The organism is Streptomyces sp. 184 (genome assembly GCF_045781775.1).
GTDB lineage: Bacteria > Actinomycetota > Actinomycetes > Streptomycetales > Streptomycetaceae > Streptomyces.
The window spans coordinates 3031045-3053428 of the sequence record NZ_CP123230.1 but is presented as its reverse complement, the minus strand read 5'-3'; the positions used below and the strand labels follow the sequence as shown (position 1 = coordinate 3053428).

The following is a 22384-nucleotide window of genomic DNA, read 5'->3' as shown; positions in this document are numbered from 1 at the left end:
CCCGGGCCCGGTCGGTACCGGGCGAACGAGGCGTGCGGGCACCCCGGAAGGCGATCGGGTTGTATGTACACCGTCATTCTATGCGGGTAGAATCCATCGCCGTTCAGCGCAACAGGTTCGGGACACCGTTCTCAGGAGGACCACGTGGCGTCATCCACTGCCGTCGAGCACCGCGCGTTGGACGGCATCGCGTACCGCCTCGCCGCCGACCTCGACCTGACGCGGCCCGCGACCTCCGTCGTCGAGGTCGTCGCCGACGGCCGCCTCTACGAACTCACCGCCGGGCCCGCAGACCTGGCCGAGTCGGTGGCCGCGTCCCTGGGGGTCACCGGCTTCGACAGCGAACTCTCCTTCCAGGGCGGCACGCTGCGGACCGCCACCACCCACGAGTACGACTCGCAGTCGCAGCAGGTGGAGAACCCGACGCTGGTGGTCTGGCAGGGCCGGCGGTTCAGCCTGATCACCCGGCTCTACCGGTCCGTGCTCACCGACGTGCTGCTGCTCCTGCGCACCCTGGGCATCGCCGAGCACTCCGACGGCATCACGCTCACCCCGGACGCCTCCGCCGGCACCCGCCTGGCCCGGCCCGCCACGGTGCTCAAGGAAGTGCCGACGCTCGGCCTGGTCGAGATGAGCCGGCCCACCCGCGAGCACACCGTGCAACTCCCGCCCTGGCAGGGCGCGTCGGTGCCCTCGGGCGAGCTGTTCCGCGACTCGCTCTCCGACGGGCGCCCGTTCTTCGTGCTCTCCGGCGAGGAGGTGTGGGCGACCATCGTGCCGCTGGCCGACACCACCGCCGACCGCGTTCCCACGCTCGTCGAAGCGCTCGACCTGCGGGCCGTGGGGTGACGTCGCTGATCGCCGCCACGGCTGCGGGCGTGGTGCTGCTGGCCCTGCTCGCGGGCGGCGCCGCGCATCTGAGCCGGCCCGCCGCCCTGCCCGACGCGCTGACCGCCCACGGGCTGCTGCCGCGCCGCGCCGTGGCGCCGGCCGCGAGGGCGGCCACGGCGGCCGAGGGCCTGCTCGCCGTCGCCGGCGTCGCCGCGCTGCTGGCCGGCCACCGCGCCGCGCTCGCCGCCGTACTCGGCGCCGCCGCCCTGACGTTCGCCTGCTACGCCCTCTACACCGGATACGCCCTGGCGACCGGGCGCGGCGGCCCCTGCGGCTGCTCGCGCACCGAGGTCCCCTTGAGTTCCTGGGTCGTGGGCCGGGCCTGGGCGTTCGCGGGGCTGGCCGCCGTCGGCGCCGCGTCGGCCGCGGGAGCCGGCGACCCGCCCGAGGGCCCGGCCGAGTGGACCACGGCGGCGCTGGCCGCCCTCACACTGACGGCCCTGCTGTGGGTACTGCCGGCCGCCATGGGCCAACCCCTCGCGACAGCACGGACACCGGCCCGCACGGGCACCGTACCCGCCGCCGAAGGAGGCCGCTCAGCGTGGACTTCACCACCAGCGCCCTGATCCTGTCCTGGGTCGCCATCGCCCTGCTCGCCCTCGTGGTGTCCGGGCTGGTACGGCAGGTCCACCAGCTCTCGCGGGGCGCGGTGGTCCGCTCCCCCGGGCGGCTGGGCGTGGCGCCGGGCAGCGCCGCGCCGCACGCGGACGAGCTGCTGGCCGGGGACCGCGAGACGCTGCTGCTCTTCCTCAGCGCCGAATGCCGTACCTGCGCCGAGGTGCTGGCGGCGGCCGGCCGCCTCGACGGGCCGCCCGCGGTGCGCGCCGTCTACGCCGGTGACGCACCTCCCGCCGCGGACACGGGCGTGCCGGTCACCGCGAACCGACCCGACCTCTTCACCGCCTACGACGCGATCGCGACCCCGTTCGCCGTACTCGTCGGCACCACCGGGCGCGTCGTGCGCAGCGCGCCGCTCGGCTCCGCCGACGCCCTGGGCGACCTGGTCGCCGCCACCCCCCACCACACCAGTCAGCCGAGGAGCGCATGATGACCACCCTCGACGAAGTTCCCCAGTTGCGCCGCTCCGGCGCCGCCGACCGGCCCACCCGCCGTCGCAGCACCTCCTCGCTGCCGAGCCTGGCACCCCGCCGGCGTACCGTGCTCCAGTCGGCGACGGTCGTGGGCTTCGCCGCCCTCGGCGTCTTCGGGGCGGCCCGGCAGGCGTACGCGGACGGCTACGACATCTGGGAGGGCGATTGCCCCTCCTACGCCTCGGAGCACGACTGCTCCCCCGGCTGCGGCCCGAGCACCGTGCACGCCGCCGCCTGTGAGACGAGCGGCCCGCACGAGGGCTTCCACCGCAACGACGGCGTGACCTGGACCCTGCGGCCCAACCAGTGCTACTCCGGCTCCTACGACGGCTGGCTGTGGGCGTTCAGCGGGGCATGCGGCGCCTGCGGCTGCGGCATCGAACGGCGGTGCCACGACGGCTACTTCAACTCCGGCTCCGGCTGGGTGCGCTCCATCTGCCGCTGGACCACCGACTGCGGCTGCGAGGGCGCCATCGCATGGCCCACGCTGCGGGACGGCTCGCGCGGCCCGGACGTGTCCACGGCCCAGCACCTGCTGGGCTTCCACGAGTTCCCCACCGAGCCGGACGGGATCTTCGGGCCCAACACCGAGACCGCGGTCACCGGCTTCCAGGAGTCCATGGGCCTGGGTCCGACCGGCACGGTGAACGCGACCACCTGGACCCACCTGGTGGTCACCGTCCGCCAGGGCGACTCCGGCGACGCCGTCAGCGCCGCGCAGCGCCAGCTCGTCAAGCACGGCTACCCCCTGACGGTGGACGGCGCGTTCGGCACGCTCACGGCGGAAGCGACCCGGGAGTTCCAGCGCGGCGCCGGGCTGACCGGCGACGGCATCGTCGGGCAGCAGACCTGGCGCACCCTCGTCGGCGGGGCCTGACTTGGGGCAGGTCGACCCGGGGCCGACCAGGCCGGCGTGGCGCGGCCGGCTGACCGACCCGGCCGTCCCGATGCTCGTGCTCAGCGCGGGCGCGGCGGCGGCCAGTTGGTACGGTCCGCTGCTCACCTGGACGATCCTCGGCGGCCTGGCCGGCTACTCGCTCTCCGGCTCCGTTTGAACGCGGAACAGCGCGCACGCGCTTGCCTCGCCAGGTTGGCGGGCCGTTCATCGACAGAACACCGTGCTCGGGGTCTTCTCCGCCGGGCTGCTGCTCGGCGCCCTGCTGTCGGCCACCGTGCTGTGGCTTGCCTCCGGGCTGGCCGCTCCGGTCCCGGCGGACTGGCGCGCAGGCGCGACGGCCGTCCTCGGGCTGCTCGCCGTCGCGCGTGACGCGGGCGTGGTGCGCCTGCCGCTGCCGCAGAACGCGCGGCAGGTTCCGCAGGACGTGCTGCAACGCCATCTGGCGCGCGGCGCGCTCCAGTTCGGGTTCGAGATGGGCACCGGGGTACGGACCTACGTGTCGGCGAGCCTGCCGTACGCCCTCGCGCTGGGAGTGCTGCTGGCCAACGACGCGGGCGTGGCGCTGCTCACCGGCCTCGGCTTCGCGCTGGGCCGCGCGGCCACCCCGGCCCTGCGGTTCGCCTCCGGCACCGGCGAGGAGTGGGACGACCGGCTCCTGGCCCGCCTGACCCTCCTCAAACTCGGCGCCGCGACGGTCGCGACGGCGGCCTGGGCGGTGCTCGCCCTGCGGGGGTAGGCACCGCGGATGCGCCGGCCCGGACGTACCGGCGCCGCCGTCCGGACCCGGCGGCGTTCGCCCGTAGTCGACGGTGGCGCCCCTGCCGCGCCGCGGGCGGGGCGTGGGACATGACGCTGCGCTAGTCGTTGACGCGGTGCTGGTTCGATTCTACGGTCTCGTTCGAAGTTGCGATCGGTATCCGAAATTTCGAACGACCGGAGGGTGCGCAATGACCCGTGCCGTGTCCACGGCCCGCCTCACGCTCGACTCCGCCTTCACCGTCGCCGACGTGAGTCCGCGGCTGTTCGGCTCGTTCGTCGAGCACCTCGGCCGCTGCGTCTACACCGGCATCTACGAACCCGGCCACCCGGCCGCCGACAAGGCCGGCCTGCGGGGCGACGTGCTCGGGCTCGTCCGCGAGCTGGGGGTGACGACGATCCGCTACCCCGGCGGCAACTTCGCCTCCGGCTACCGGTGGGAGGACTCCGTGGGGCCGGCCGAGCAGCGGCCGCGGCGGCTCGACCTCGCCTGGCGGTCCACGGAGACGAACCGCTTCGGCCTCGCGGAGTACGCCGCCTTCCTGCGCCGGCTCGGGCCGCAGGCCGAACCCATGATGGCCCTCAACCTCGGCACCCGGGGCGTCGCCGAGGCGGTCGAGCTGCTGGAGTACGCCAACCACCCCGACGGCACCGAGGCGTCCCGGCGCCGTATCGCGCACGGCGACAAGGACCCGTACGGCATCCGCCTGTGGTGCCTCGGCAACGAGCTGGACGGGCCCTGGCAGACCGGCCACAAGACCGCCGCCGAGTACGGGCGCCTGGCCGCCGAGACCGCCCGCGCCATGCGCCAGTTCGACCCGGGCCTGGAGCTGGTCGCCTGCGGCAGCTCCCACCGGGCCATGCCGACCTTCGCCGCCTGGGAGGCGACGGTGCTGGCCGAGACCTACGACCTGGTCGACTACGTCTCCCTGCACGCCTACTACGAAGAGCCGGACGGCGATCGCGACTCCTTCCTCGCCTCCGCCGCCGACATGGAGTCCTTCATCGAGAGCGTCGTCGCGACCTGCGACCACGTCGGCGCCCGGCTGAAGTCGCCCAAGCGCATCGGCCTCTCCTTCGACGAGTGGAACGTCTGGTACCAGTCGAGGCACCGGGCGCAGACCGAAGAGCGCCCCCTCGACTGGCCCGAGGCCCCGCGCCTCCTGGAGGACAACTACAGCGTCGTCGACGCCGTCGTCTTCGGCTCGCTGCTCATCGCCCTGCTGCGGCACGCCGACCGGGTCGGCGTCGCCTGTCTCGCCCAGTTGGTCAACGTCATCGCGCCGATCATGACCGAGCCCGGCGGTCCGGCCTGGCGGCAGACCACCTTCCACCCCTTCGCGCAGGCGGCGCGGTACGCCCGCGGCGGGCAGGTGCTGCACATCGCCGCCGAGTCGCCCGTGCACGAGACCGAGAGGTACGGGGAGGTGCCGCTGCTGCACGCGACGGCCGTCCGCGACCCGGAGACGGGCGCGGTCACCGTCTTCGCCGTCAACCGCGACCAGCGGCGGCCGCTGCCGCTGGAGGTGGTACTGCACGGCTTCGCGGTCTCCGCGGTGGTGGAGCACAGCGCAGTGGCCGACTCCGACCCGGAGGCGCGCAACACCCTCGACGACCCGGAGCGCGTCGTCCCGCACACCGTGACCGGCACGGCGCTACGGGACGGCACGCTCAGCGCCGTTCTGGAGCCGCTGTCCTGGAACGTCATCCGGCTGAGCTGAACGTACGCGTCACGGAGGCGCCATGAACCGCGAACCACACCCGAGCCGGCGGCGGCTGCTGGCCGCCGGGGCCGGTGCGCTGGCAGGCACCGCTCTCGGCGCGGCCGGCTGCGCCGCGCCCTCCTTCACCGCTGCGGGCAAGACCCGGCTGCGCTACTGGCACCTCTTCGGCGGTGGCGACGGCGTGAACATGTCCGCGATGGTCGACGCCTTCGGCGCCGACAACCCGGACATCGACATGGAGGCCACCCAGCTCGACTGGGGTCCCCCGTACTACACGAAGCTGGGCATGGCGGGCGCCGGCGGGCGGGCACCCGAGGTCGCGGTGCTGCACCTCACCCGGCTCGCCGGGTTCGGCCCGGGCAAGCTGCTCGACCCCTTCGACCGGGACCGGCTGGCGGCGCTCGGCGTCACCCCCGACCGCTTCCCGGCGGAGATCTGGCGGCGCGGGCAGGTGGACGGCGAGCAGTACGCGATCCCGCTCGACACCCATCCGATCGTGCTCTACTACCACACCGAGATCTGCGAGGAGGCCGGGCTGCTCGCCGACGACGGCGGCCTCCGGCCCATCCGGGGGGTCCGCGCGTTCACCGAGGCGCTGCGTACCGCGAAGGAGGTCACCGGCGTGCCGCCGCTGGTCGCCGAGACCCTCGGCAACGACACCGTCACCCCCTGGCGGATCTTCGCCACCTTCTACTCGCAGACCGGCGGCACCGTCCTGTCCGAGGACGGCAGCCGCATCACCATCGACGACGCCAGGGCCCTTGAGGTCCTGGAGTTCATGGCGATGCTCACCGACGAGGGCCTGATGGTGCGGCGCGCCGACTACCCCGGCTCCGTCGGCGTGTTCGGCGCCGGCAAGACCGCCTTCTACCTCAACGGCGAGTGGGAGGTGACCACGTACACCGCCAACAAGCTGCCGTTCTCCATGACCCGGGTGCCCGGGCTCTTCGGCCGGCCCACCGTCATGGCCGACTGCCACTCCTTCGTGCTGCCGCACCAGGGCGACCGGTCCGGCGCGGCGAACGAGGCCGCGTACGCCTTCGTCGCCTGGATGCTGAAGCACTCCGTGGACTGGGCCAAGGGCGGCCACGTGCCCGCCTACCTGCCCACACTCGACGACCCGGCCTATCTGGAGCTGCGGCCGCAGTCGGCGTACCGGTCGGTCATCGACGACGTCGTGCTCGACCCGCCCGCCTGGTTCGCGGGCTCCGCCTCGTTGCTCCAGGTCGAGCTGGGGGCCGTGTTCTCCACCGTCTTCACCGGTTCCCGCAGCCCGCAAGGCGCGCTGCGCGAGGCGAAGTCCCGGCTCCAGAAGCTGCTGGACACCCCCGATCCGATGGGAGGCGTCGTATGACCGCCACCACGACCGTCCCGGTGCCGCAGGGCGAGACCGCGGCGCCGGCCAAGCGGCCGGCCACCGTGCGCCGCAAGTGGACCGAGCACGGGCTGGTGTTCATCGCCCCCTTCCTCCTGGTCTACGGGATGTTCCTGCTCTGGCCGCTGGTCTTCGGCGTCAACCTGAGCCTGCGCAGCGACAACATCACCGGCGACGGCGGCGAGTACGTCGGCTTCGACAACTACACCGAGGCGTTCCGGGACGAGAACGTCTGGTCGTCGATGTGGAACACCGTGTGGTTCACGATCCTGTCCACGGTTCCGCTCGTCGTCATGGGCCTGGTCTTCGCCCTGCTGGCGCACCACCTGCGCGTCGTGCAGTGGCTGTGGCGGCTGAGCTGGTTCGCGCCCTTCGTGCTGCCGTCCGGCGTCGTCGGGCTGCTCTTCCTCTGGGTGATCTACCCCTCCGACTTCGGCTTCGCCGACCAGATGCTCGCCGAGTTCGGGCTGCACCCGGGCATCGGCTGGCTGACGGACGAGCGGTACGCGATGCTGTCGATCGTCCTGACCACGGTGTGGTGGACGGTCGGCTTCAACTTCCTGCTCTACCTCGCCGCGCTCCAGTCCATTCCGCAGCACCTGTACGAGGCCGCGGAGCTGGACGGCGCGGGCCCCTGGCACCGGCTGCGGTATGTCACGCTGCCGCTGCTGCGGCGCACCACCGGCGTGGTCCTGGTGCTCCAGATCCTGGCCTCGCTGAAGATCTTCGACCAGGTCTACATCATGACCGGCGGGGGCCCCGACGACTCCACCCGGCCGATCCTCCAGTACGTCTTCCAGTCGGGCTTCACCGGTTACCGGATCGGCTACGCCTCCGCCGTCTCGTACCTCTTCTTCGCCCTGATCGTGCTCGTCTCGCTGATACATCTGCGGCTGTCCCGCCGCCACGCCGAGGAGTCGTCATGAGTGCACTGGCCGCAGCCCCGGGCCGCAGGCCCCGCTGGACCCGCGGGCGCGTCGCCCTGGTCGCCGTCGCGCTGCTGCTCGTCGTGGTGTGGGTGCTGCCGCTCGCCTGGGCGCTGTCGGTCTCGCTCAAGCCGGACGCGGAGGCGGCGAAGACGCCGCTGGAGTGGATCGGCTCGACGATCACCTTCGACGCCTACCGGGCGGTGTGGGAGACCGGCGACATCGGCCGCTGGCTGTTCAACACCGCCTACATCGCCTCCATGACCACCGTGCTGACCGTGGCGCTCTGCTCGATGGCCGCCTACGGCTTCGCGCGCACCGAGTTCCGCGGCCGCAAGGCGCTCTACGCCCTCGTCCTGGCCGGGATCATGGTGCCGCCGCAGGTGCTGATCGCGCCGCTGTTCGCGGAGATGGTCCAGCTCGGCCTGGTGGACACCTACTGGGGCGTGATCCTGCCCCAGGTGGCCGTGCCCGCGATGGTCTTCATTCTGGTGAAGTTCTTCGAGGGGGTGCCGCGCGAGCTGGAGGAGGCGGCGTTCGTCGACGGGGCGGGCCGCTGGCGGGTGTTCTTCACGATCGTGCTGCCCCTGTCGCGGCCGGTGCTCGCCGCGGTCGCGATCTTCACCTTCATCTCGACCTGGAACAACTTCCTCTGGCCGTTCCTCGTGACCACCGACCCGAACGGCATGACCCTGCCCGTCGGGCTGGTCAACGTCCAGTCGTCCTACGGCGTGCGCTACGCGCAGATGATGGCGTCCGTCGTCATCGCCGGGCTGCCGCTGCTGGTGGTCTTCGCGCTCTTCCAGCGGCAGATCGTGCGCGGCATCTCCCACACCGGACTGGCCGGCCAGTGACGGCGGCCGGCGATCGGTCCGTACGGCCGCCGCGGGCAACCTCCGCGGGGGCTGCGGCGACCGAGGAGTGGCACCGCTTCGACAAGGAGACCCCCATGAGCCACGCAGGCCGCAGCCGGCACACGCCCGCTGTGCACAAGCGCCACCTCGTCCGCGGCACCGCCGCCGGCCTGGCCGCCGCCGCGGCCCTCGCCCTGCTGCCGGGCAGCGCCGCGGCCTACCCGGGCCCGGGGCTGGTCACCGGCGACGTGTACGTCCACGACCCGTCGATGGTGCGGACCGACAGCGGGAAGTACCTGCTCTACTCCACGCACGGGCTTGTCGAGGGCCGCGCCTCCACCGACCGCACGGCCTTCGGGCGCACGGGGGACGCCTTCGGCCGGGCCCCGGGGTGGTGGGCGGAGTACTCACCCGGCAACGACCCGTGGGCGCCGGACGTCTCCAAGGTGGGCGACACCTACTACATGTACTACTCGCTCTCCACCTTCGGCTCCAACCACTCCGCGATCGGCCTGGCCACCTCGTCCACCGGAGAGCCGGGAAGCTGGCAGGACCGGGGGCGGGTCATCGACTCGCAGCCCGGCGACGACTACAACGCCATCGACCCCAGCCTGCTGGTGGACGGCGGCACCTGGTACCTGGCCTTCGGCTCCTGGTGGTCCGGAATCAAGCAGATCGAGGTGGACCCGGCCACCGGCAAGCCCGCGGGGGAACCGGTGCTGCGCTCCCTCGCCTCGCGGCCCACCGGCACCAAGGCGGTCGAGGGCCCCACCGTGGTCAAGCGCGGCGCGTACTACTACCTCTTCGCCTCGTACGACACCTGCTGCGCCGGCGTCGACTCCACGTACAAGATCAAGGTGGGCCGCGCCACCGCCCCCAACGGACCGTATGTCGACAAGAACGGCGTCGACATGCGGAACAACGGCGGCTCGCTCGTCCTGGAGTCGCACGGGGACATCATCGGGCCCGGCGGCCAGGACGTCATCGCCGACGTGGACGGCGACCTCCTCGTCTACCACTACTACGACGCCCGCCAGAACGGGGCGGCCAAGCTCGGCCTGAACCTCATGAGCTGGGACGGCGGCTGGCCGACGGTGTACTGAGGCGGCACGTTCGCGGCGTGCCCGGTGCGGGCGGGCCCCGCCCGCCCCCTCGGCCGTCGAGCGGCCGCGCACCGCCGCCATCCCGCAGAGGCAGCCCGGTCGGCGGAGCGCCGGGCGGGCGGCCCGCGGCGCGGTGGCCGGGCGCGCGGGCCTCCGTCCAGAGCAATCCAACCGGCGGTGCGGTCCGGAAGCCCGCAGGCTGGACGGATATGAGAGGCCCGCGAGGTTACGACAGGTGCCGGCGCCCCCTGTGCCGGGCCGCCGCCGGCGTCGGCGCCGCGGTGGCGGCCACCCTCACCGCGCTGGCCGTCGCCGGGCCTCCGCACGTCGGCGCCGACCCGGGCCCGGCCGCGCGGCGCCCGAACGCCTCGGCCGGTCCGCTCTCCCCCGTCGACACGCTGCGGCCCGCCGTCACCGTCCGTGAACACTGGGGCGCCGATCCGCGCCTCCTCGACCAGAAACCACGCTACGCGGATGCCGTACACGCCGTGGTCATCCACCACACCGGCAACGCCAACGACTACGCGTGCGCGGACAGCCCCCATCTCGTGCGCGAGATCTACGCGACGCACGCGGTCGGCAAAGCCTGGGGCGACATCGGCTACAACTTCCTGGTCGACAAGTGCGGCACGATCTTCGAGGGCCGCCTCGGCGGTGTGGACCGGGCGGTGGTCGGGGCCCACACCGTCGGCCTCAACAAGGGCACGGCCGGCATCGCCGCGATCGGCACGTACACGGAAGGCGTGCCCGTGCCGAAGCGGCTGAGGGAGTCCGTGGCAAGGCTCATCGCCTGGAAACTCGGGCTCACCGGCGCCACCCCCGCCGCCCGTGCCCAACTGGTCTCCACGAACAGCAACAGCCGGTTCCCGAAGGACAGCTCCGTCAGCGTGCCGGCCGTCCTCGGCCACATCGGGGCGTACGAGACGAACTGCCCCGGGGAGGCCCTCGTGCGGCTGCTTCCCGCGCTCCGCAGGGAGGCGGCCCGCCTTCAGGACGAGGCGGGGGTTCAGGTCAGGAAGGAGAGGGCAGAGACCTCCGGCCGGAAGGCGCGGGGCGGAAGGGCGGTCGCCGCACCCGCGGAGGTCCGGCGGACGGGCGGCCCCGGGTGACCGCCGGCACGGCGTGGCCTGCGCTCGTACGGTGTGGGGCCCCGGCCGACGGTGGACGGCTGCCGGCCGCACCCCCACCGCGGCCGCCGTTCAGGTGCTGGCGCGGACGACGAGACGGGTGGGGAGGATCAGGGAGCTGGGTTCCTCGCCGGCGATGCGCCCGACGAGCACGCGCGCCATCTCGTTGCCCAGGGCCTGGATGGGCTGGTGGACCGTGGTCAGCGACGGTTCGGCGATCTGCGCGATGTCCAGGTCGTCGAAGCCCACGACCGCGACGTCACCGGGCACCGCGCGGCCCGCGCCGCGCAGCGCGCGCAGCGCGCCGGCGGCCATGTTGTCGTTGGCGGCGAACACTCCGTCCAGGTCCGGCTGCCGCGCCAGCAGCGCGGCCATGGCGGCGGCGCCGCTGGGTTCGGTGAAGTCTCCGTGTTCCGGGGGGACGGGCCGCAGTCCGGCGAGGACCATGGCCTCCCGGTAGCCGCGGTGACGCGCTCGGCTCACCTCGGTGTCCGGCAGCCCGCAGATCATGACCACCCGTCTCCGCCCGCGGGCGAGCAGGTGTTCGGTGGCCTGGCGGGCGCCGCCGGCGTTGTCGACGTCCACGTACGAGGGTGCTTCGGATCCCGGCGGGCGCCCGCCGAAGACCACGGGCACCTCCGTGTCCCGGGCGATGGGGAGCACGGGGTCGTTCTCCCGGACGGCCATGAGCATGGCGCCGTCGACGCCCCGGGCGCGCAGGAGTTCCGCCAGGCGCCGTCGGCTGCGATCGCTCGCCGCGAGGCACAGCATCAGGTGCAGGTCGGCCTCCTCCAGGGCGCCGGAGGCGCCGACGATCACCCGGGCGAAGAACGGGTCCGCGAAGATCGACGGGGCCTCGCCGGAGATGACGAGAGCGACCGCGCCCCGCTGGCGGGTGGCCAGCGCCCGCGCCGTGGTGTTCGGCACGTAGTCGAGTTCCCTGATGGCCCGTTGGACCGCGGCACGCTTCTCGGGGCTGACGTGGGGCGCGTTGTTGAGCACCCGGGAGGCCGCCGAGCGGGAGACGCCGGCACGTTCGGCCACCTCGTCGAGCGTGGGCTGCCGGCGCTGCACCTCGGTCATGGACACCGGACCCTCTCCGAACCGTGGCTGCCAGGTTGTCCCCCTCACCCGCCGGGAGCGCTTCCAGTCCTGGGACCCTAACGACTCCCCACCCATTGGTGAAGGGTGGGCGCGTAGCAACTCTTGACAGGTCCCCATCAGCACGGACACGATGGCCGGAAGCACGCGCGAATCTCCGCCGCAAATTGGGAGCGCTCCCAAGATTCACGGCCGCTCCCTCGCGCCACTCGTGCTCCGAGTGCCGCAGCTCGACGTCGTCGCACCTTCATGCCGCGGGCTCAGGACGACAGCCGCGCGGCGTTCCCCTTCATGAATGAGGTTCACCGATGCGCACACTCATACGCGGGGCGGTGGCAGCACTCCTCGCTCTGCCGCTGTTCCTCGCCTCGTCGCCCTCCGCGCAGGCGGCGCCCACCCCGCTCGCCATGACCAGCGGCTTCTACGTCGACCCGAACTCCAGCCCCGCGGTCTGGTCGGCCGCCAACCCCGGGGACGGCCGGGCGGCCGCGATCCGCAGCTCCATCGCCGCCACCCCCATGGCCCGCTGGTTCGGGTCCTGGAGCGGTGACATCGGCTCCGCCGTCGGCTCGTACACCGGTGCGGCCCAGGGCGCCGACAAACTGCCGCTCCTCGTCGCCTACAACATGTACGGCCGGGACGCCTGCGGCGGGCACTCGGGCGGCGGAGCCGCCTCCCCGTCCGAGTACGCCAGGTGGATCGACGCCTTCGCCCGCGGCATCGGCAGCCGCCCGGCCGTCGTCGTACTGGAGCCCGACGCCCTGGGCGACTACAACTGCATGTCCCAGGCGCAGATCGTCGAGCGGCAGACCATGCTCACCAACGCCCTGTCGAAGTTCCGGTCCAGCGCGCCGAACGCCTGGGTCTACCTCGACGCGGGCAACCCCGGCTGGGTCAGCGCCTCGACCATGGCCGAGCGCCTCCACTCCTCGGGGCTCAGCCTCGCCAGGGGCTTCTCCCTCAACGTCTCGAACTACTACACCACCTCGGAGAGCGTGTCCTACGCCGGCGGCATCAACCAGGCACTGGGCCAGCGCTACGGCTACAGCAAGCCGTTCGTCGTGGACACCAGCCGCAACGGCAACGGCTCGAACGGCGAGTGGTGCAACCCCGGCGGACGCAAGATCGGCACACCCACCCAGCAGGGCGGCGGCGCCGAGATGCTCCTGTGGCTCAAGACCCCCGGGGAGTCCGACGGCAACTGCGGTGTCGGATCGGGCTCGGCAGCCGGGCAGTTCCTGCCCGAGGTCGCCTACAAGATGATCTACGGCTACTGACCCCCGGCACCCGGCGCGCCCCCGGTCCGCGCGTGGACCGGGCCTGCCCGCCCGGACCGGCTCCGCCCTGCTGAACATCCGACAGCCGCACGGAACCGCCCGTCCCGCGGCGCACGAGACGCCGCGGGACGGGTGCGGCGAAAGGAGCGCCCATGCTCACCCGATCACGAAGGCGACTGGCCCGCCTGCTCGCGGCGACGGCCGCGGCGCTGACGCTGACCGCCGCGGCGCCGCACCAGCCGGCGGCCGCCACGCACCAGCCGGCGGCCACGGCCGCGCCCGGCAGCCCGGCCGTCACCCCGCCGCTGGGCTGGAACAGTTGGAACAGCTTCGGCTGCGGCGTCACGGAGGCCATGGTCCGCCAGGCCGCGGACGCCATGGTCGACTCGGGCATGCGGGACGCGGGCTACGAGTACGTGGTGGTCGACGACTGCTGGTTCGACCCGCAGCGTGACGCCCAGGGCAACCTGCGCGCACACCCGACGAAGTTCCCCGGCGGGATGAAGGCGCTGGGCGACTACATCCACAGCCGCGGCCTGAAGTTCGGGCTCTACCAGGTACCCACCGAGCGCACCTGCGCGCAGCGCGTCGGCACGTTCCCCGGCTCGACGGGCAGCATGGGCCACGAGGTGCAGGACGCCCGCACCTTCGCCTCCTGGGGCGTGGACTACCTCAAGTACGACTGGTGCTCGCCCGACGGCACGCGCGAGCAGCAGGTGGCCCGGTTCTCCCTGATGCGCGACGCCCTGCGGGCCACGGGCCGGCCCATCGTCTACAGCATCAACCCCAACAGCTTCCACGCGATCACCGGCTCCACGTACAACTGGGGCGAGGTCGCCGACCTGTGGCGCACCACCGAGGACCTGCTCGACATCTGGCAGAACGGCAACGTCAACAGCTACCCGATGGGCGTCGGCAACGTCGTCGACGTCAACGCCCCGCTCGCCGCCCAGGCCGGCCCGGGCCACTGGAACGACCCGGACATGCTGGTCGTGGGCCGGCCGGGGCTGTCGCTCGCCGAGTCCCGCTCGCACTTCACCCTGTGGGCGCTGATGGCCGCGCCGCTGATGGCGGGCAACGACATCCGCACCATGTCCGCCGACGTCGGCGCCGTGCTGCGCAACCAGCGGCTGCTGGCGGTGAACCAGGACTCGCTGGGCGCCGGCGGGCGACGGGTACGCGACGACGGCGCCACCGAGGTGTTCGCCAAGCCTCTGGCCGACGGCTCGGTCGCCGTCGGACTGTTCAACCGCGGCGAGAGCGCCGCCACCGTCAGCACCTCGGCCGCGCAGATCGGCCTGACCGGCGGGTCGTTCACCCTCACCGACCTGTGGACCGGCGCCGCGTCGGGATCGAGCGGCCAGATCACCGCGAGCGTACCGGCGCACGGCGTGACGGCGTTCCGGGTCACCGGCGGCACACCCCTCGCCGCCGAGACCTCCCGGATCCGCGGCACCGGCTCCGGCCGCTGCCTGGACGTGGAGGACTCCGCCACCACCGCCGGCGCCGCCGTCGTGATCTGGGACTGCCACACCGCCGCCAACCAACTCTGGACGACGTGGGCGGGCGGAGAGATCCGCGTCTTCGGCGACAAGTGCCTGGACGCCGAGAACCAGGGAACCGCCAACGGCACCCGGGTGATCACCTGGTCCTGCAACGGCCAGGACAACCAGAAGTGGACCGCCGCCGCCGACGGGTCGATCCGCAACGTGCACGCCGGACTGTGCCTGGAGGCGAGCGGCGGGGCCACCGCGAACGGCTCGCGGCTGGTCCTGGGCGCCTGCAACGGCCAGGCCGGCCAGCGGTGGACCCGAAGCTGACCCCCCTACGACCGAGGAGACCGACCCCCCATGTCCGACCCGCTGCGCCACCCCAGCCGCCGCAGGATGCTCACGGCCGCCACCGGCCTGGCCGCCGCGACCGCGCTGCCCCTCACGCACCCCGCACGGGCCCTTACGGCCGGGGAGTCCCCGGCCGCGGCGGACGCCCCGCGGGCGACCTACACCAACCCCGTGCTGTGGCAGGACTTCGCGGACATCGACATCATCCGCGTCGGCGACACCTACTACTACTCCGCCTCCACCATGCACTACTCGCCGGGCGCGCCCATCCTGCGCTCCTACGACCTGGTCAGCTGGGAGTTCGCCGGCCACTCGGTGCCGGTGCTGGACTTCGGCAGCAAGTACGACCTGAACGGCGGCCGCGGCTACGTCCGCGGCATCTGGGCCTCCTCGCTGGGCTACCGGCCCAGCAGCAGCACGTTCTACTGGGTGGGCCAGATCGACTTCGCCCGTACGTACCTCTACACCGCCGCGTCCGTCGAGGGGCCCTGGACCAGGCACGCCTCGCTCGGCAACGTCTACTACGACGCGGGGCTGCTGTTCGACGACGACGACACCCCCTACGTGGCCTACGGCAACACCGCCATCCACGTCGCCCAGCTCGCGCCGGACGCACGGTCCCAGGTCCGTACCCAGCAGGTGTTCAGCACCCCGTCGAGCGTCGGCACCCTGGAGGGTGCCCGCTTCTACAAGATCAACGGGAACTACTACATCTTCCTGACCCGCCCGGCCAACGGCCAGTACATCCTGAAGTCCACCTCCGGTCCCTTCGGCCCGTACGAGATGCGGCAACTGCTCCTCAACCTGCCGGGGCCGATCGCCGGGGGCGGGGTGCCGCACCAGGGCGGCCTGGTGAGCACCCCGGACGGCCGGTGGCACTACATGGCCTTCGTCGACGCCTACCCCGGCGGTCGCGTCCCCGCGCTCGCCCCGATCTCCTGGTCCTGGGACGGCTGGCCCACCCTCCAGCTCGTGGGCGGCGCCTGGGGCCAGTCGTACACGGCGCCGCTGCCGCTGCGCCCGGTCGCGCCCATGACCGGCGTCGACACCTTCCAGGGCAGCGCGCTCGGCCCGCAGTGGGAGTGGAACCACAACCCCGACACCGGCAGGTTCTCGGTCGGCAACGGGCTGACCCTGCGCACCGCGACGGTGACCGGCGACCTGTACAGCGCACGCAACACGCTGACCCACCGCATCCAGGGACCCACCTCCACCGCCACCGTCGAAGTCGACTGCTCCTCGATGGCCGACGGCGACCGCGCGGGCCTCGCCATGCTGCGCGACGCCTCCGCCTGGATCGGCCTCAAGCGCGACGGCGGTACGACGCGCGTGGTGATGGTCGACGGCCTGTCCATGGACGGCAACTGGAACACCACCGGCACCGGCACCGAGCGCGCGAGCGCCGGCCTCGCGGGCAGCCGGATCTGGCTGCGCGTCCGCGCCGACATCCGCCCCGGGAGCGGGCGGCAGGCCCAGTTCTCGTACAGCACGGACGGCAGCGGCTTCAGCCCGCTCGGTCCCGCCTTCACGCTCAACAACGCCTGGCAGTTCTTCATGGGCTACCGCTACGCCGTCTTCAACCACGCGACCAGAGCGCTCGGAGGGAGCGTGCGGGTGGCGCGGTTCGAGTTGGCGACCCCGTGACCCCGAGGCGCGGGAGGGCCGTCACGAGGTTCATGGACGTGATCAGAGTTCCCCCCGCTGACACATGGGGCACAATTTGGTAAGACGGGTTCATGTCAATGAATCGACGGTCGTTCATGGGTGCGGTCGCGGCGGGCGCGGCCCTGGGACCGAACGCGGGCAGGGCCGCGGGCGCACTGGACCGGGAGGGCGCGCCCCTCGGTCCCGCCGGGCCGCGGGACGACGACTACGACGGCTCCGACATGTGGCTGCGCTACGTGCCCGTCGCCGATCCGCACCTTCTCAGGCAGTACCGGCGGCAGGTGACCGCCGTCGTCGTGGAGAACGCCGACCGGAACGCTTCGTACCGCCACACACCGGACCTGAGCACGGCTCCGGGATCGGCCGAGCGGCTGATGGCCTCCACCCTGGAGGCGGCCAGGGAGGAGCTGGTCCGGGGCCTGAGCGGGCTGCTGGACCGGCCGGTGCGGGCACTGCTGCGGCCGGTGGACGTCCCGCCCGACGGCGCCGTCGTCGTGGGGACCCCGGAGAGTTCACGGGCCGTGCGCCGGTTCCTCGCGGCCGGCGAGCTGGAGCGCCTGGGCCGGGACGGCTTCCTCATCAGGTCGGTCTCCCAGGGGCGGCGGACCTTCACCCTCGTCGCGGGCACCACCGAAGTGGGGGCGCTGTACGGCACGTTCGCGTTCCTGCGGCGTATCCAGACGCACAAGCCGATCACGGAACTGGCACTCGCCGAGACCCCGAGGATCGCCAGCCGCCACCTGAACTACTGGGACACCGAGCGCCTCTACGCCGGCAACGACGAGCCGGGAACGGGCGGGCTGAACGGCGAGAACGGCGCGATCTTCAACTTCGCCGCGACCGGCGTCAGCGCCCCGCTGAACCTGCCGGTCGTCCTCGACCGCTACCTCGTGGCGGCGCGCGCGATGGCCTCCGTCGGGATCAACGGGATCACCATCAACAACGTCAACGCCGACAACTCCTACCTCACCCCCGAGTACATCGCGCAGGAGGCGGCGCTGGCCGACGCGCTGCGGCCGTACGGGATCAGGCTCGCGCTCTCCATCCGGTACGCGGCGCCCATGGACGGCCGCTTCGCGCCGGACACGCTCACCGAGGAGCAGATGGCACCCACCGACGCCGCCTTCCGGGCCTGGTGGACCCGGAGGGCCCGGCGGATCCAGGAATCCATACCCGACTTCCTCGGTTTCACCGTGAAGGCCAACTCCGAGGGCCAGCCGGGCCCTCAGGACTTCGGCTACGACCACGGAGACGGCGCCAACGGCATGGCGACGGCGGTGGCACCTCTCGGCCTGAGGATCTACTGGCGGACCTTCGTCTACAACCCCGACGTCGACAGCGACCGGCTGAAGCGCGCCTACCTGGAGTTCGGCCACATCGACGACGAGCCCCAGCCGGACGGGACCACCGGCCGCTTCCTGGACAACGTGTTCCTCCAGACCAAGAACGGTCCCCTGGACTTCCAGGCCAGGGAGCCCGTCCACCCGATGTTCGGCCGGATGGAGAACACCAACCAGGCCCTCGAACTCCAGATCACCCAGGAGTACACCGGCCAGAACCGGATGCTCTGCTTCCTGGCTCCCATGTGGGAGGAGATCCTCAAGACCGACACCCACGCCACGGACGAGCAGGGCCGGCCCCTCGACAGGCGCCTGGTCGGCCACGTCGTGGACGGAACGGCCCAGGGCCACTCGGACACCGCCGTCGTCGGCGTGGCCAACCTGGGCAACGCCGACAACCTGACAGGACACCACTTCTCCCAGGCGAACCTGTACGCCTTCGGCCGCCAGGGCTGGGACTGGACCGCGGACTCCGCGGACATCGCCGCCGACTGGGTGCGGATGACCTGGAGCAACAGCCGGAACGTCGTCGACACGATCGTCTCCATGATGATGGGCTCCTGGGAAGCACTGGTGAGCTACCAGACCCCCCTCGGGATCGCACACCAGTTCACCGCCGACGTCCACTACGGCCCCGGCCCCTCGGAATCGCACCTCCCGCGCGAGGACTGGAACCCCGTCTACTACAACAAGGCGGACAGCGCCGGCCTCGGCTACGACCGCTCCCCCACCGGAAGCAACTTCACCGCCCAGTACTCCCCCACCCTGGAAGCGGCCTACGGAGACATCGACACCGTCCCCGAGAACCTCCTGATGTGGTTCCATCACGTGCCCTGGGACCGCCCCATGAGCAGCGGCAGGATCTTCTGGGACGAACTCGTCCACCACTACTACTCGGGTGTCCGGTACGTCAGCGGCATGCGCCGGACCTGGGACTCGCTGGAACCCGGGATCGACGCCCGCCGCTTCGCCGAGGTCAGGGCCAAGCTGGCGCTCCACGAGACGGACGCGGCCGACTGGCGGGACACCTGCGTGAACTACTGGCAGCGGTTCAGCGGCAGGGACGTCCGCGTACCGGACTGAACCGCGCCGGGCTGCGTGCACGGTCACCGCGGCTGCGGTGACCGTGCACGCCGGCCTAGCCGGTCGGGCCCGCGTTGGAGATCACTTCGCGGGCCCCGGCGGGGATGTCGCCGACGTTGAAGGTGGCGTTGTCGCGGGCGACGTTGCCGCGCTGGCCGTCGACGATGCCGGTGATGGCGGGGTTGGTGGTGTAGTTGCCGACCAGGGTGAGGTCGCCGGTGTGGTTGCCGTTCTGGTTGTTGGCGTGCGCCCACTGGCCGGCGCTGCCGACGAAGACGTTGCTGCCGGCGCTGAGATAGCGGGAGCCCTCGTCGAAGTACAGGCCGAGTTGCCCGCTGTCCTCGCAGTAGTTCTCGTCGATGACGCCGTCGGGGATCGCGGAGAGGCTGTAGATGCAGCCGGCGTCGAACATCGTCTGCACGACGTTGCGCACGTGGTTGCCCACGACCCGCACGTCGCTCAGCGTCGTGGGGGTCCGGTAGATCGGCTGGAAGTCGTAGAGCCCGCGGTTGATGTACTCCGGGCTGCCGCCCGGGTCGTTGGCGCCCCAGCCGTAGCCGACCCCGATGCCGGTGTAGGGCATGTCGGAGATGTAGTTGTGCTCGATGTCCAGTCCGGTGACGTAGCTGGCGAAGACGGCGTCCTGGTCGAGGTATTCGAGCGCCGTGGAGTGGATGCGGTTGTTCCTGATCAGGATGTCGGCGTTGGTCATGCGCGGGTCGGACGGATGGTGCGCGTCCGGGCGCACCCCGCCCGCGACGATGCCGCCGCCGGCGCTCGCGGTGAACGTGTTGCCCACGACCGACACGTTCCTCGCGCCCAGTCCCACGCCGGAGCCGTGCGCGTTGGCGTCGTTTCCGATGCCGAGGCCGACGGAGCCGAGGTTGACGAAGCCGTTGTTCTCGAAGCCGATGTCCTCGGCCGCCGAGACCTGCACCGCCCCGGGGGCCTGTGCCCAGTTGTTGCGGGCGCCCTCGAAGCCGCGGCAGCCCACCGCGCACGACGTGAAGGCGTCGGACGGCCGGTGGGGCTGGACTCCGGTGAGGAACGCGCCCGTCTGCTGGTTGGCGTATCCGTCGGCGGTGCCGGGGTGCAGCCAGGTGGTGCCGGTGAAGGTCAGCCCTTCGAACCGGAGGTTGCGGGCCGGCTCGTCGTAGGTGCCGCCGACCTCCAGCAGCGATTCCAGCCGCGGCAGCTCGACCTGCGCGCGTTGCAGGTCCTGGCCCGGCAGCGGCTTGTAGAACAGCGTGCCGGCGGTCGTGTCCAGGTACCACTCGCCGGGCTCGTCGAGGAACCGCTTGGAGTTCAGCAGGGAGAACGCCGGGGTCCGGAACGGGGACTGGATGGTGTCGTACCCGTAGGTGTTGTTGTCCCAGGCGGGTTGCTGCATGACGACCGTCGAGCCGGAGATGCTCTGTACGGGGGCGAAGCGGTTGGTGAACGACAGCTTCGCCTGGAGTTCGATGCGCTTCTGGTCGGGCAGGCCGGCGAGGTAGGCGAGGTCCGGGTTGTCGAGGGTGAAGCCCGCCGCGTTGAGCGTGATGTCGGACCGGGGCAGCCCGGTCCGCGCGCGCTGTGCGGGTACGCCGTCCACGTAGAGCTGGCGGCTGTCGAAGCCGGTGCCCACGTCGGCCTTGTAGATGCCCGTCGCGGGGTCGTCGAGTTCCCAGCCGGTGACCGGTTCCGCGCCGCTCAGCACGGCTTCCGCTCCCGGGGCGGCGGTCCAGGTGACCGTGTGTCCGTCGCGGCCGGAGTCGGCGGCGCCGAAGCGCAGCGGGGAGCCGAGGCGGTGGATGCCCTTCAGCAGGCTCACTTCGACATCGCCGTCGCCCCGGCCGGCGAGGTCCCGGGCCCGTCGCTGCGCCTCCGCGAGGGTCTGCAACGGCTGCCCGGCGGTCCCCGGGCCGTCGTCGGCGGCCCGGGGGGCGCCGGTCGGCGCGACGACGAGCGTGTACTGCCGGGGTGCGGCGAGCGACTCGGTGGGCAGGGCGGCGAGCAGTCCGGCGGCCAGGGCCGCGGCGGCCGCCGCGGCGCCTGTGCGTGCGTACGGTGCGCGGAGTGGAGGCATGGCCGTGTCCTTTCTTCGCGGTGGGGGGTCAGGGCCGGGCGTCGTGCGGCACCCCGTCGAGGCGCTGTGGCGGGGGGAGCACGGGAAGTCCCGGGTGGAGCGTGGCGGGGCGGCCGCGGTCCCCCGTGGCCAGCAGCCGCCGTCCGGCGTACTCGGGGCGTACTTCGGGGCCTTCGCAGGCGGCGGCGGGCGGGGGGCGTACCGCCGCCGCGATCGCTTTCTCGTCGACCTCGATGCCCAGGCCCGCCGAGTCGCCGAGGACGAAGGCGCCGTCCTCGACGCGCAGGTCGAAGGAGAGGCCGACGGGCTCCCGGAGGTTCTGAAGCTCGCTTGCGAGGTGGTTGGGCACGGCCGTCGCGGCGTGCAGCAGGGCGACCGGGGAGCCGCCGATCGGGCTGACCGGAAGGTCGTGGGCGTGCGCCAGGGCGGCCACCCGGAGGAAGTGGGTCACGCCCCAGGCCGCCGCCGTCTGCACGATGTCGAGGGCGCCCTGGGCCAGCAGGGGGCGGTACTGCTCCAGCCCGGTGAGGTTCTCGCCGCTCGCCACCGACGCGCGGATCCCCTGCCCGACGACGGCCAGGCCCTCGGCGTCCCAGCGCCGGACGGGCTCCTCGACCCAGGTGAGGTCGAGGGTCTGCTCCAGCTCCCGGACGTGGCGCACCGCCTGCTTGCGGGTCCAGTTCTCGTTCGCGTCGAGCATCAGGGCGGGCCGCCTCCCGTGCCCGGCCCGGGTCAGCACCTCCCGTACGAGGGTCAGCCGGTCGCGGTCCCGCTCGATGTCGAGGCCGCCCTTGAGCTTGGCCGCCCGCAGGCCGCGCTCGGCGTAGACCTGGTAGACCGTGGCAAGTTCGTCGTCGCCGAGGGCGATGTCGAGGCCGGACGCGTAGGCGGGGACCCGCCGGTCCCGTCCGCCCAGCAGGCGCCACAGCGGTTCGCCGGCCGCCTTCGCCTTGATGTCCCACAGGGCGGTGTCGAGTGCGCCGATGGTCCCGAAGACGGCTCCGCCGTGGCCGGCCTTGAACGCCTGCCGGAGCATGCGGTCGTAGAGCGCGTTCACGCAGCGCGGGTCCTCGCCGTCGAGGGCGGCGAAGACGGCTTCCTCCCTCACGCGGGGTCCCAGTCCGACGCCGGTGATCCCGGCGTCGGTGTCCACCAGGAGCACCGGGACCGGGGTGATCCCGTCGGTGAGGACGCCGTTGGCGTCGCCGACGGGCCGGCCCCAGTCGAGGAAGGTCGTCAGCGTGCGATATCCGGTGATCCGCAT

The 22384-nt window shown here is 72.4% G+C and carries 19 protein-coding genes; 16 read left to right on the top strand and 3 right to left on the bottom strand.

Going from position 1 to position 22384, the window contains the following annotated elements:
* Positions 1-144 precede the first annotated feature (144 nt).
* The 12 genes from QBL21_RS12980 (at position 145) to QBL21_RS12925 (ending at position 10727) form a co-directional block, all read left to right on the top strand.
* Positions 145-849 carry a hypothetical protein gene (locus QBL21_RS12980; RefSeq protein WP_407562309.1) on the top strand — a complete coding sequence of 235 codons (705 nt, stop codon included), beginning with the start codon at positions 145-147 and terminating at the stop codon, positions 847-849.
* The gene (locus QBL21_RS12975; protein WP_407562308.1) at positions 846-1457 is read left to right on the top strand and encodes a MauE/DoxX family redox-associated membrane protein; all 612 of its coding nucleotides are present in this window, start codon (positions 846-848) and stop codon (positions 1455-1457) included. The genes QBL21_RS12980 and QBL21_RS12975 overlap by 4 nt, the downstream gene beginning before the upstream one ends.
* The gene (locus QBL21_RS12970; protein ID WP_407562307.1) at positions 1433-1939 is read left to right on the top strand and encodes a hypothetical protein; all 507 of its coding nucleotides are present in this window, start codon (positions 1433-1435) and stop codon (positions 1937-1939) included. Before QBL21_RS12975 ends, QBL21_RS12970 begins: the two co-directional genes overlap by 25 nt.
* Entirely contained in the window at positions 1939-2859 is a 921-nt protein-coding gene (locus tag QBL21_RS12965; RefSeq protein WP_407562306.1) for a peptidoglycan-binding protein, read from the top strand. Before QBL21_RS12970 ends, QBL21_RS12965 begins: the two co-directional genes overlap by 1 nt.
* A gap of 1 nt (position 2860) precedes the next feature.
* Positions 2861-3037, top strand: coding sequence for a hypothetical protein (locus QBL21_RS12960; protein WP_407562305.1), 177 nt, complete (start codon positions 2861-2863; stop codon positions 3035-3037).
* A gap of 63 nt (positions 3038-3100) precedes the next feature.
* Positions 3101-3616, top strand: coding sequence for a hypothetical protein (locus QBL21_RS12955; RefSeq protein ID WP_407562304.1), 516 nt, complete (start codon positions 3101-3103; stop codon positions 3614-3616).
* A gap of 211 nt (positions 3617-3827) precedes the next feature.
* Positions 3828-5357, top strand: coding sequence for an alpha-N-arabinofuranosidase (locus QBL21_RS12950; RefSeq protein ID WP_407562303.1), 1530 nt, complete (start codon positions 3828-3830; stop codon positions 5355-5357).
* A gap of 22 nt (positions 5358-5379) precedes the next feature.
* Positions 5380-6714 carry an extracellular solute-binding protein gene (locus QBL21_RS12945; protein ID WP_407562302.1) on the top strand — a complete coding sequence of 445 codons (1335 nt, stop codon included), beginning with the start codon at positions 5380-5382 and terminating at the stop codon, positions 6712-6714.
* Positions 6711-7661: a carbohydrate ABC transporter permease gene (locus QBL21_RS12940; RefSeq protein ID WP_407562301.1), complete on the top strand. Its 951-nt coding sequence runs from the start codon at positions 6711-6713 to the stop codon at positions 7659-7661. Before QBL21_RS12945 ends, QBL21_RS12940 begins: the two co-directional genes overlap by 4 nt.
* On the top strand, positions 7658-8515 hold the full coding sequence (locus QBL21_RS12935; protein ID WP_407562300.1) for a carbohydrate ABC transporter permease: 858 nt from the start codon (positions 7658-7660) through the stop codon (positions 8513-8515). The genes QBL21_RS12940 and QBL21_RS12935 overlap by 4 nt, the downstream gene beginning before the upstream one ends.
* Positions 8516-8610: 95 nt before the next feature.
* Positions 8611-9618: an arabinan endo-1,5-alpha-L-arabinosidase gene (locus tag QBL21_RS12930; protein ID WP_407562299.1), complete on the top strand. Its 1008-nt coding sequence runs from the start codon at positions 8611-8613 to the stop codon at positions 9616-9618.
* A gap of 209 nt (positions 9619-9827) precedes the next feature.
* A complete protein-coding gene (locus QBL21_RS12925; RefSeq protein WP_407562298.1) occupies positions 9828-10727 on the top strand; it encodes an N-acetylmuramoyl-L-alanine amidase in 900 nt (299 codons plus the stop codon).
* 90 nt (positions 10728-10817) lie between these two features.
* On the opposite strand, the gene QBL21_RS12920 is transcribed toward QBL21_RS12925, so the two are convergent.
* Positions 10818-11828: a LacI family DNA-binding transcriptional regulator gene (locus QBL21_RS12920; protein ID WP_407562297.1), complete on the bottom strand. Its 1011-nt coding sequence runs from the start codon at positions 11826-11828 to the stop codon at positions 10818-10820.
* A 326-nt stretch (positions 11829-12154) separates the two neighbouring features.
* On the opposite strand from QBL21_RS12920, the gene QBL21_RS12915 reads away from it, so the two are divergent.
* The 4 genes from QBL21_RS12915 (at position 12155) to QBL21_RS12900 (ending at position 19052) form a co-directional block, all read left to right on the top strand.
* Complete coding sequence (locus tag QBL21_RS12915) at positions 12155-13123, top strand: glycoside hydrolase family 6 protein (protein WP_407562296.1); 969 nt, start codon at positions 12155-12157, stop codon at positions 13121-13123.
* Between the two features lie 152 nt (positions 13124-13275).
* A complete protein-coding gene (locus tag QBL21_RS12910) occupies positions 13276-14943 on the top strand; it encodes a glycoside hydrolase family 27 protein (protein ID WP_407562295.1) in 1668 nt (555 codons plus the stop codon).
* 30 nt (positions 14944-14973) lie between these two features.
* The gene (locus QBL21_RS12905; protein WP_407562294.1) at positions 14974-16608 is read left to right on the top strand and encodes a glycoside hydrolase 43 family protein; all 1635 of its coding nucleotides are present in this window, start codon (positions 14974-14976) and stop codon (positions 16606-16608) included.
* A 92-nt stretch (positions 16609-16700) separates the two neighbouring features.
* Positions 16701-19052, top strand: a complete 2352-nt coding sequence (locus tag QBL21_RS12900; RefSeq protein ID WP_407562293.1) for an alpha-glucuronidase family glycosyl hydrolase — start codon at positions 16701-16703, stop codon at positions 19050-19052.
* A gap of 55 nt (positions 19053-19107) precedes the next feature.
* Here QBL21_RS12900 and QBL21_RS12895 read toward each other — a convergent pair whose 3' ends face one another.
* The gene (locus QBL21_RS12895; protein ID WP_407562292.1) at positions 19108-21120 is read right to left on the bottom strand and encodes a right-handed parallel beta-helix repeat-containing protein; all 2013 of its coding nucleotides are present in this window, start codon (positions 21118-21120) and stop codon (positions 19108-19110) included.
* 28 nt (positions 21121-21148) lie between these two features.
* Positions 21149-22384 carry a mandelate racemase/muconate lactonizing enzyme family protein gene (locus QBL21_RS12890; RefSeq protein ID WP_407562291.1) on the bottom strand — a complete coding sequence of 412 codons (1236 nt, stop codon included), beginning with the start codon at positions 22382-22384 and terminating at the stop codon, positions 21149-21151.

Coding starts and splice junctions, on each gene's coding strand:
- QBL21_RS12925 (WP_407562298.1), top strand. CDS start 9,828: ATGAGAGGCCCGCGAGGTTACGACAGGTGCCGGCGCCCCCTGTGCCGG.
- QBL21_RS12945 (WP_407562302.1), top strand. CDS start 5,380: ATGAACCGCGAACCACACCCGAGCCGGCGGCGGCTGCTGGCCGCCGGG.
- QBL21_RS12910 (WP_407562295.1), top strand. CDS start 13,276: ATGCTCACCCGATCACGAAGGCGACTGGCCCGCCTGCTCGCGGCGACG.
- QBL21_RS12915 (WP_407562296.1), top strand. CDS start 12,155: ATGCGCACACTCATACGCGGGGCGGTGGCAGCACTCCTCGCTCTGCCG.
- QBL21_RS12905 (WP_407562294.1), top strand. CDS start 14,974: ATGTCCGACCCGCTGCGCCACCCCAGCCGCCGCAGGATGCTCACGGCC.
- QBL21_RS12895 (WP_407562292.1), bottom strand. CDS start 21,120: ATGCCTCCACTCCGCGCACCGTACGCACGCACAGGCGCCGCGGCGGCC.
- QBL21_RS12890 (WP_407562291.1), bottom strand. CDS start 22,384: ATGCGGATCACCGGATATCGCACGCTGACGACCTTCCTCGACTGGGGC.
- QBL21_RS12930 (WP_407562299.1), top strand. CDS start 8,611: ATGAGCCACGCAGGCCGCAGCCGGCACACGCCCGCTGTGCACAAGCGC.
- QBL21_RS12950 (WP_407562303.1), top strand. CDS start 3,828: ATGACCCGTGCCGTGTCCACGGCCCGCCTCACGCTCGACTCCGCCTTC.
- QBL21_RS12940 (WP_407562301.1), top strand. CDS start 6,711: ATGACCGCCACCACGACCGTCCCGGTGCCGCAGGGCGAGACCGCGGCG.
- QBL21_RS12935 (WP_407562300.1), top strand. CDS start 7,658: ATGAGTGCACTGGCCGCAGCCCCGGGCCGCAGGCCCCGCTGGACCCGC.
- QBL21_RS12900 (WP_407562293.1), top strand. CDS start 16,701: ATGTCAATGAATCGACGGTCGTTCATGGGTGCGGTCGCGGCGGGCGCG.
- QBL21_RS12965 (WP_407562306.1), top strand. CDS start 1,939: ATGACCACCCTCGACGAAGTTCCCCAGTTGCGCCGCTCCGGCGCCGCC.
- QBL21_RS12920 (WP_407562297.1), bottom strand. CDS start 11,828: ATGACCGAGGTGCAGCGCCGGCAGCCCACGCTCGACGAGGTGGCCGAA.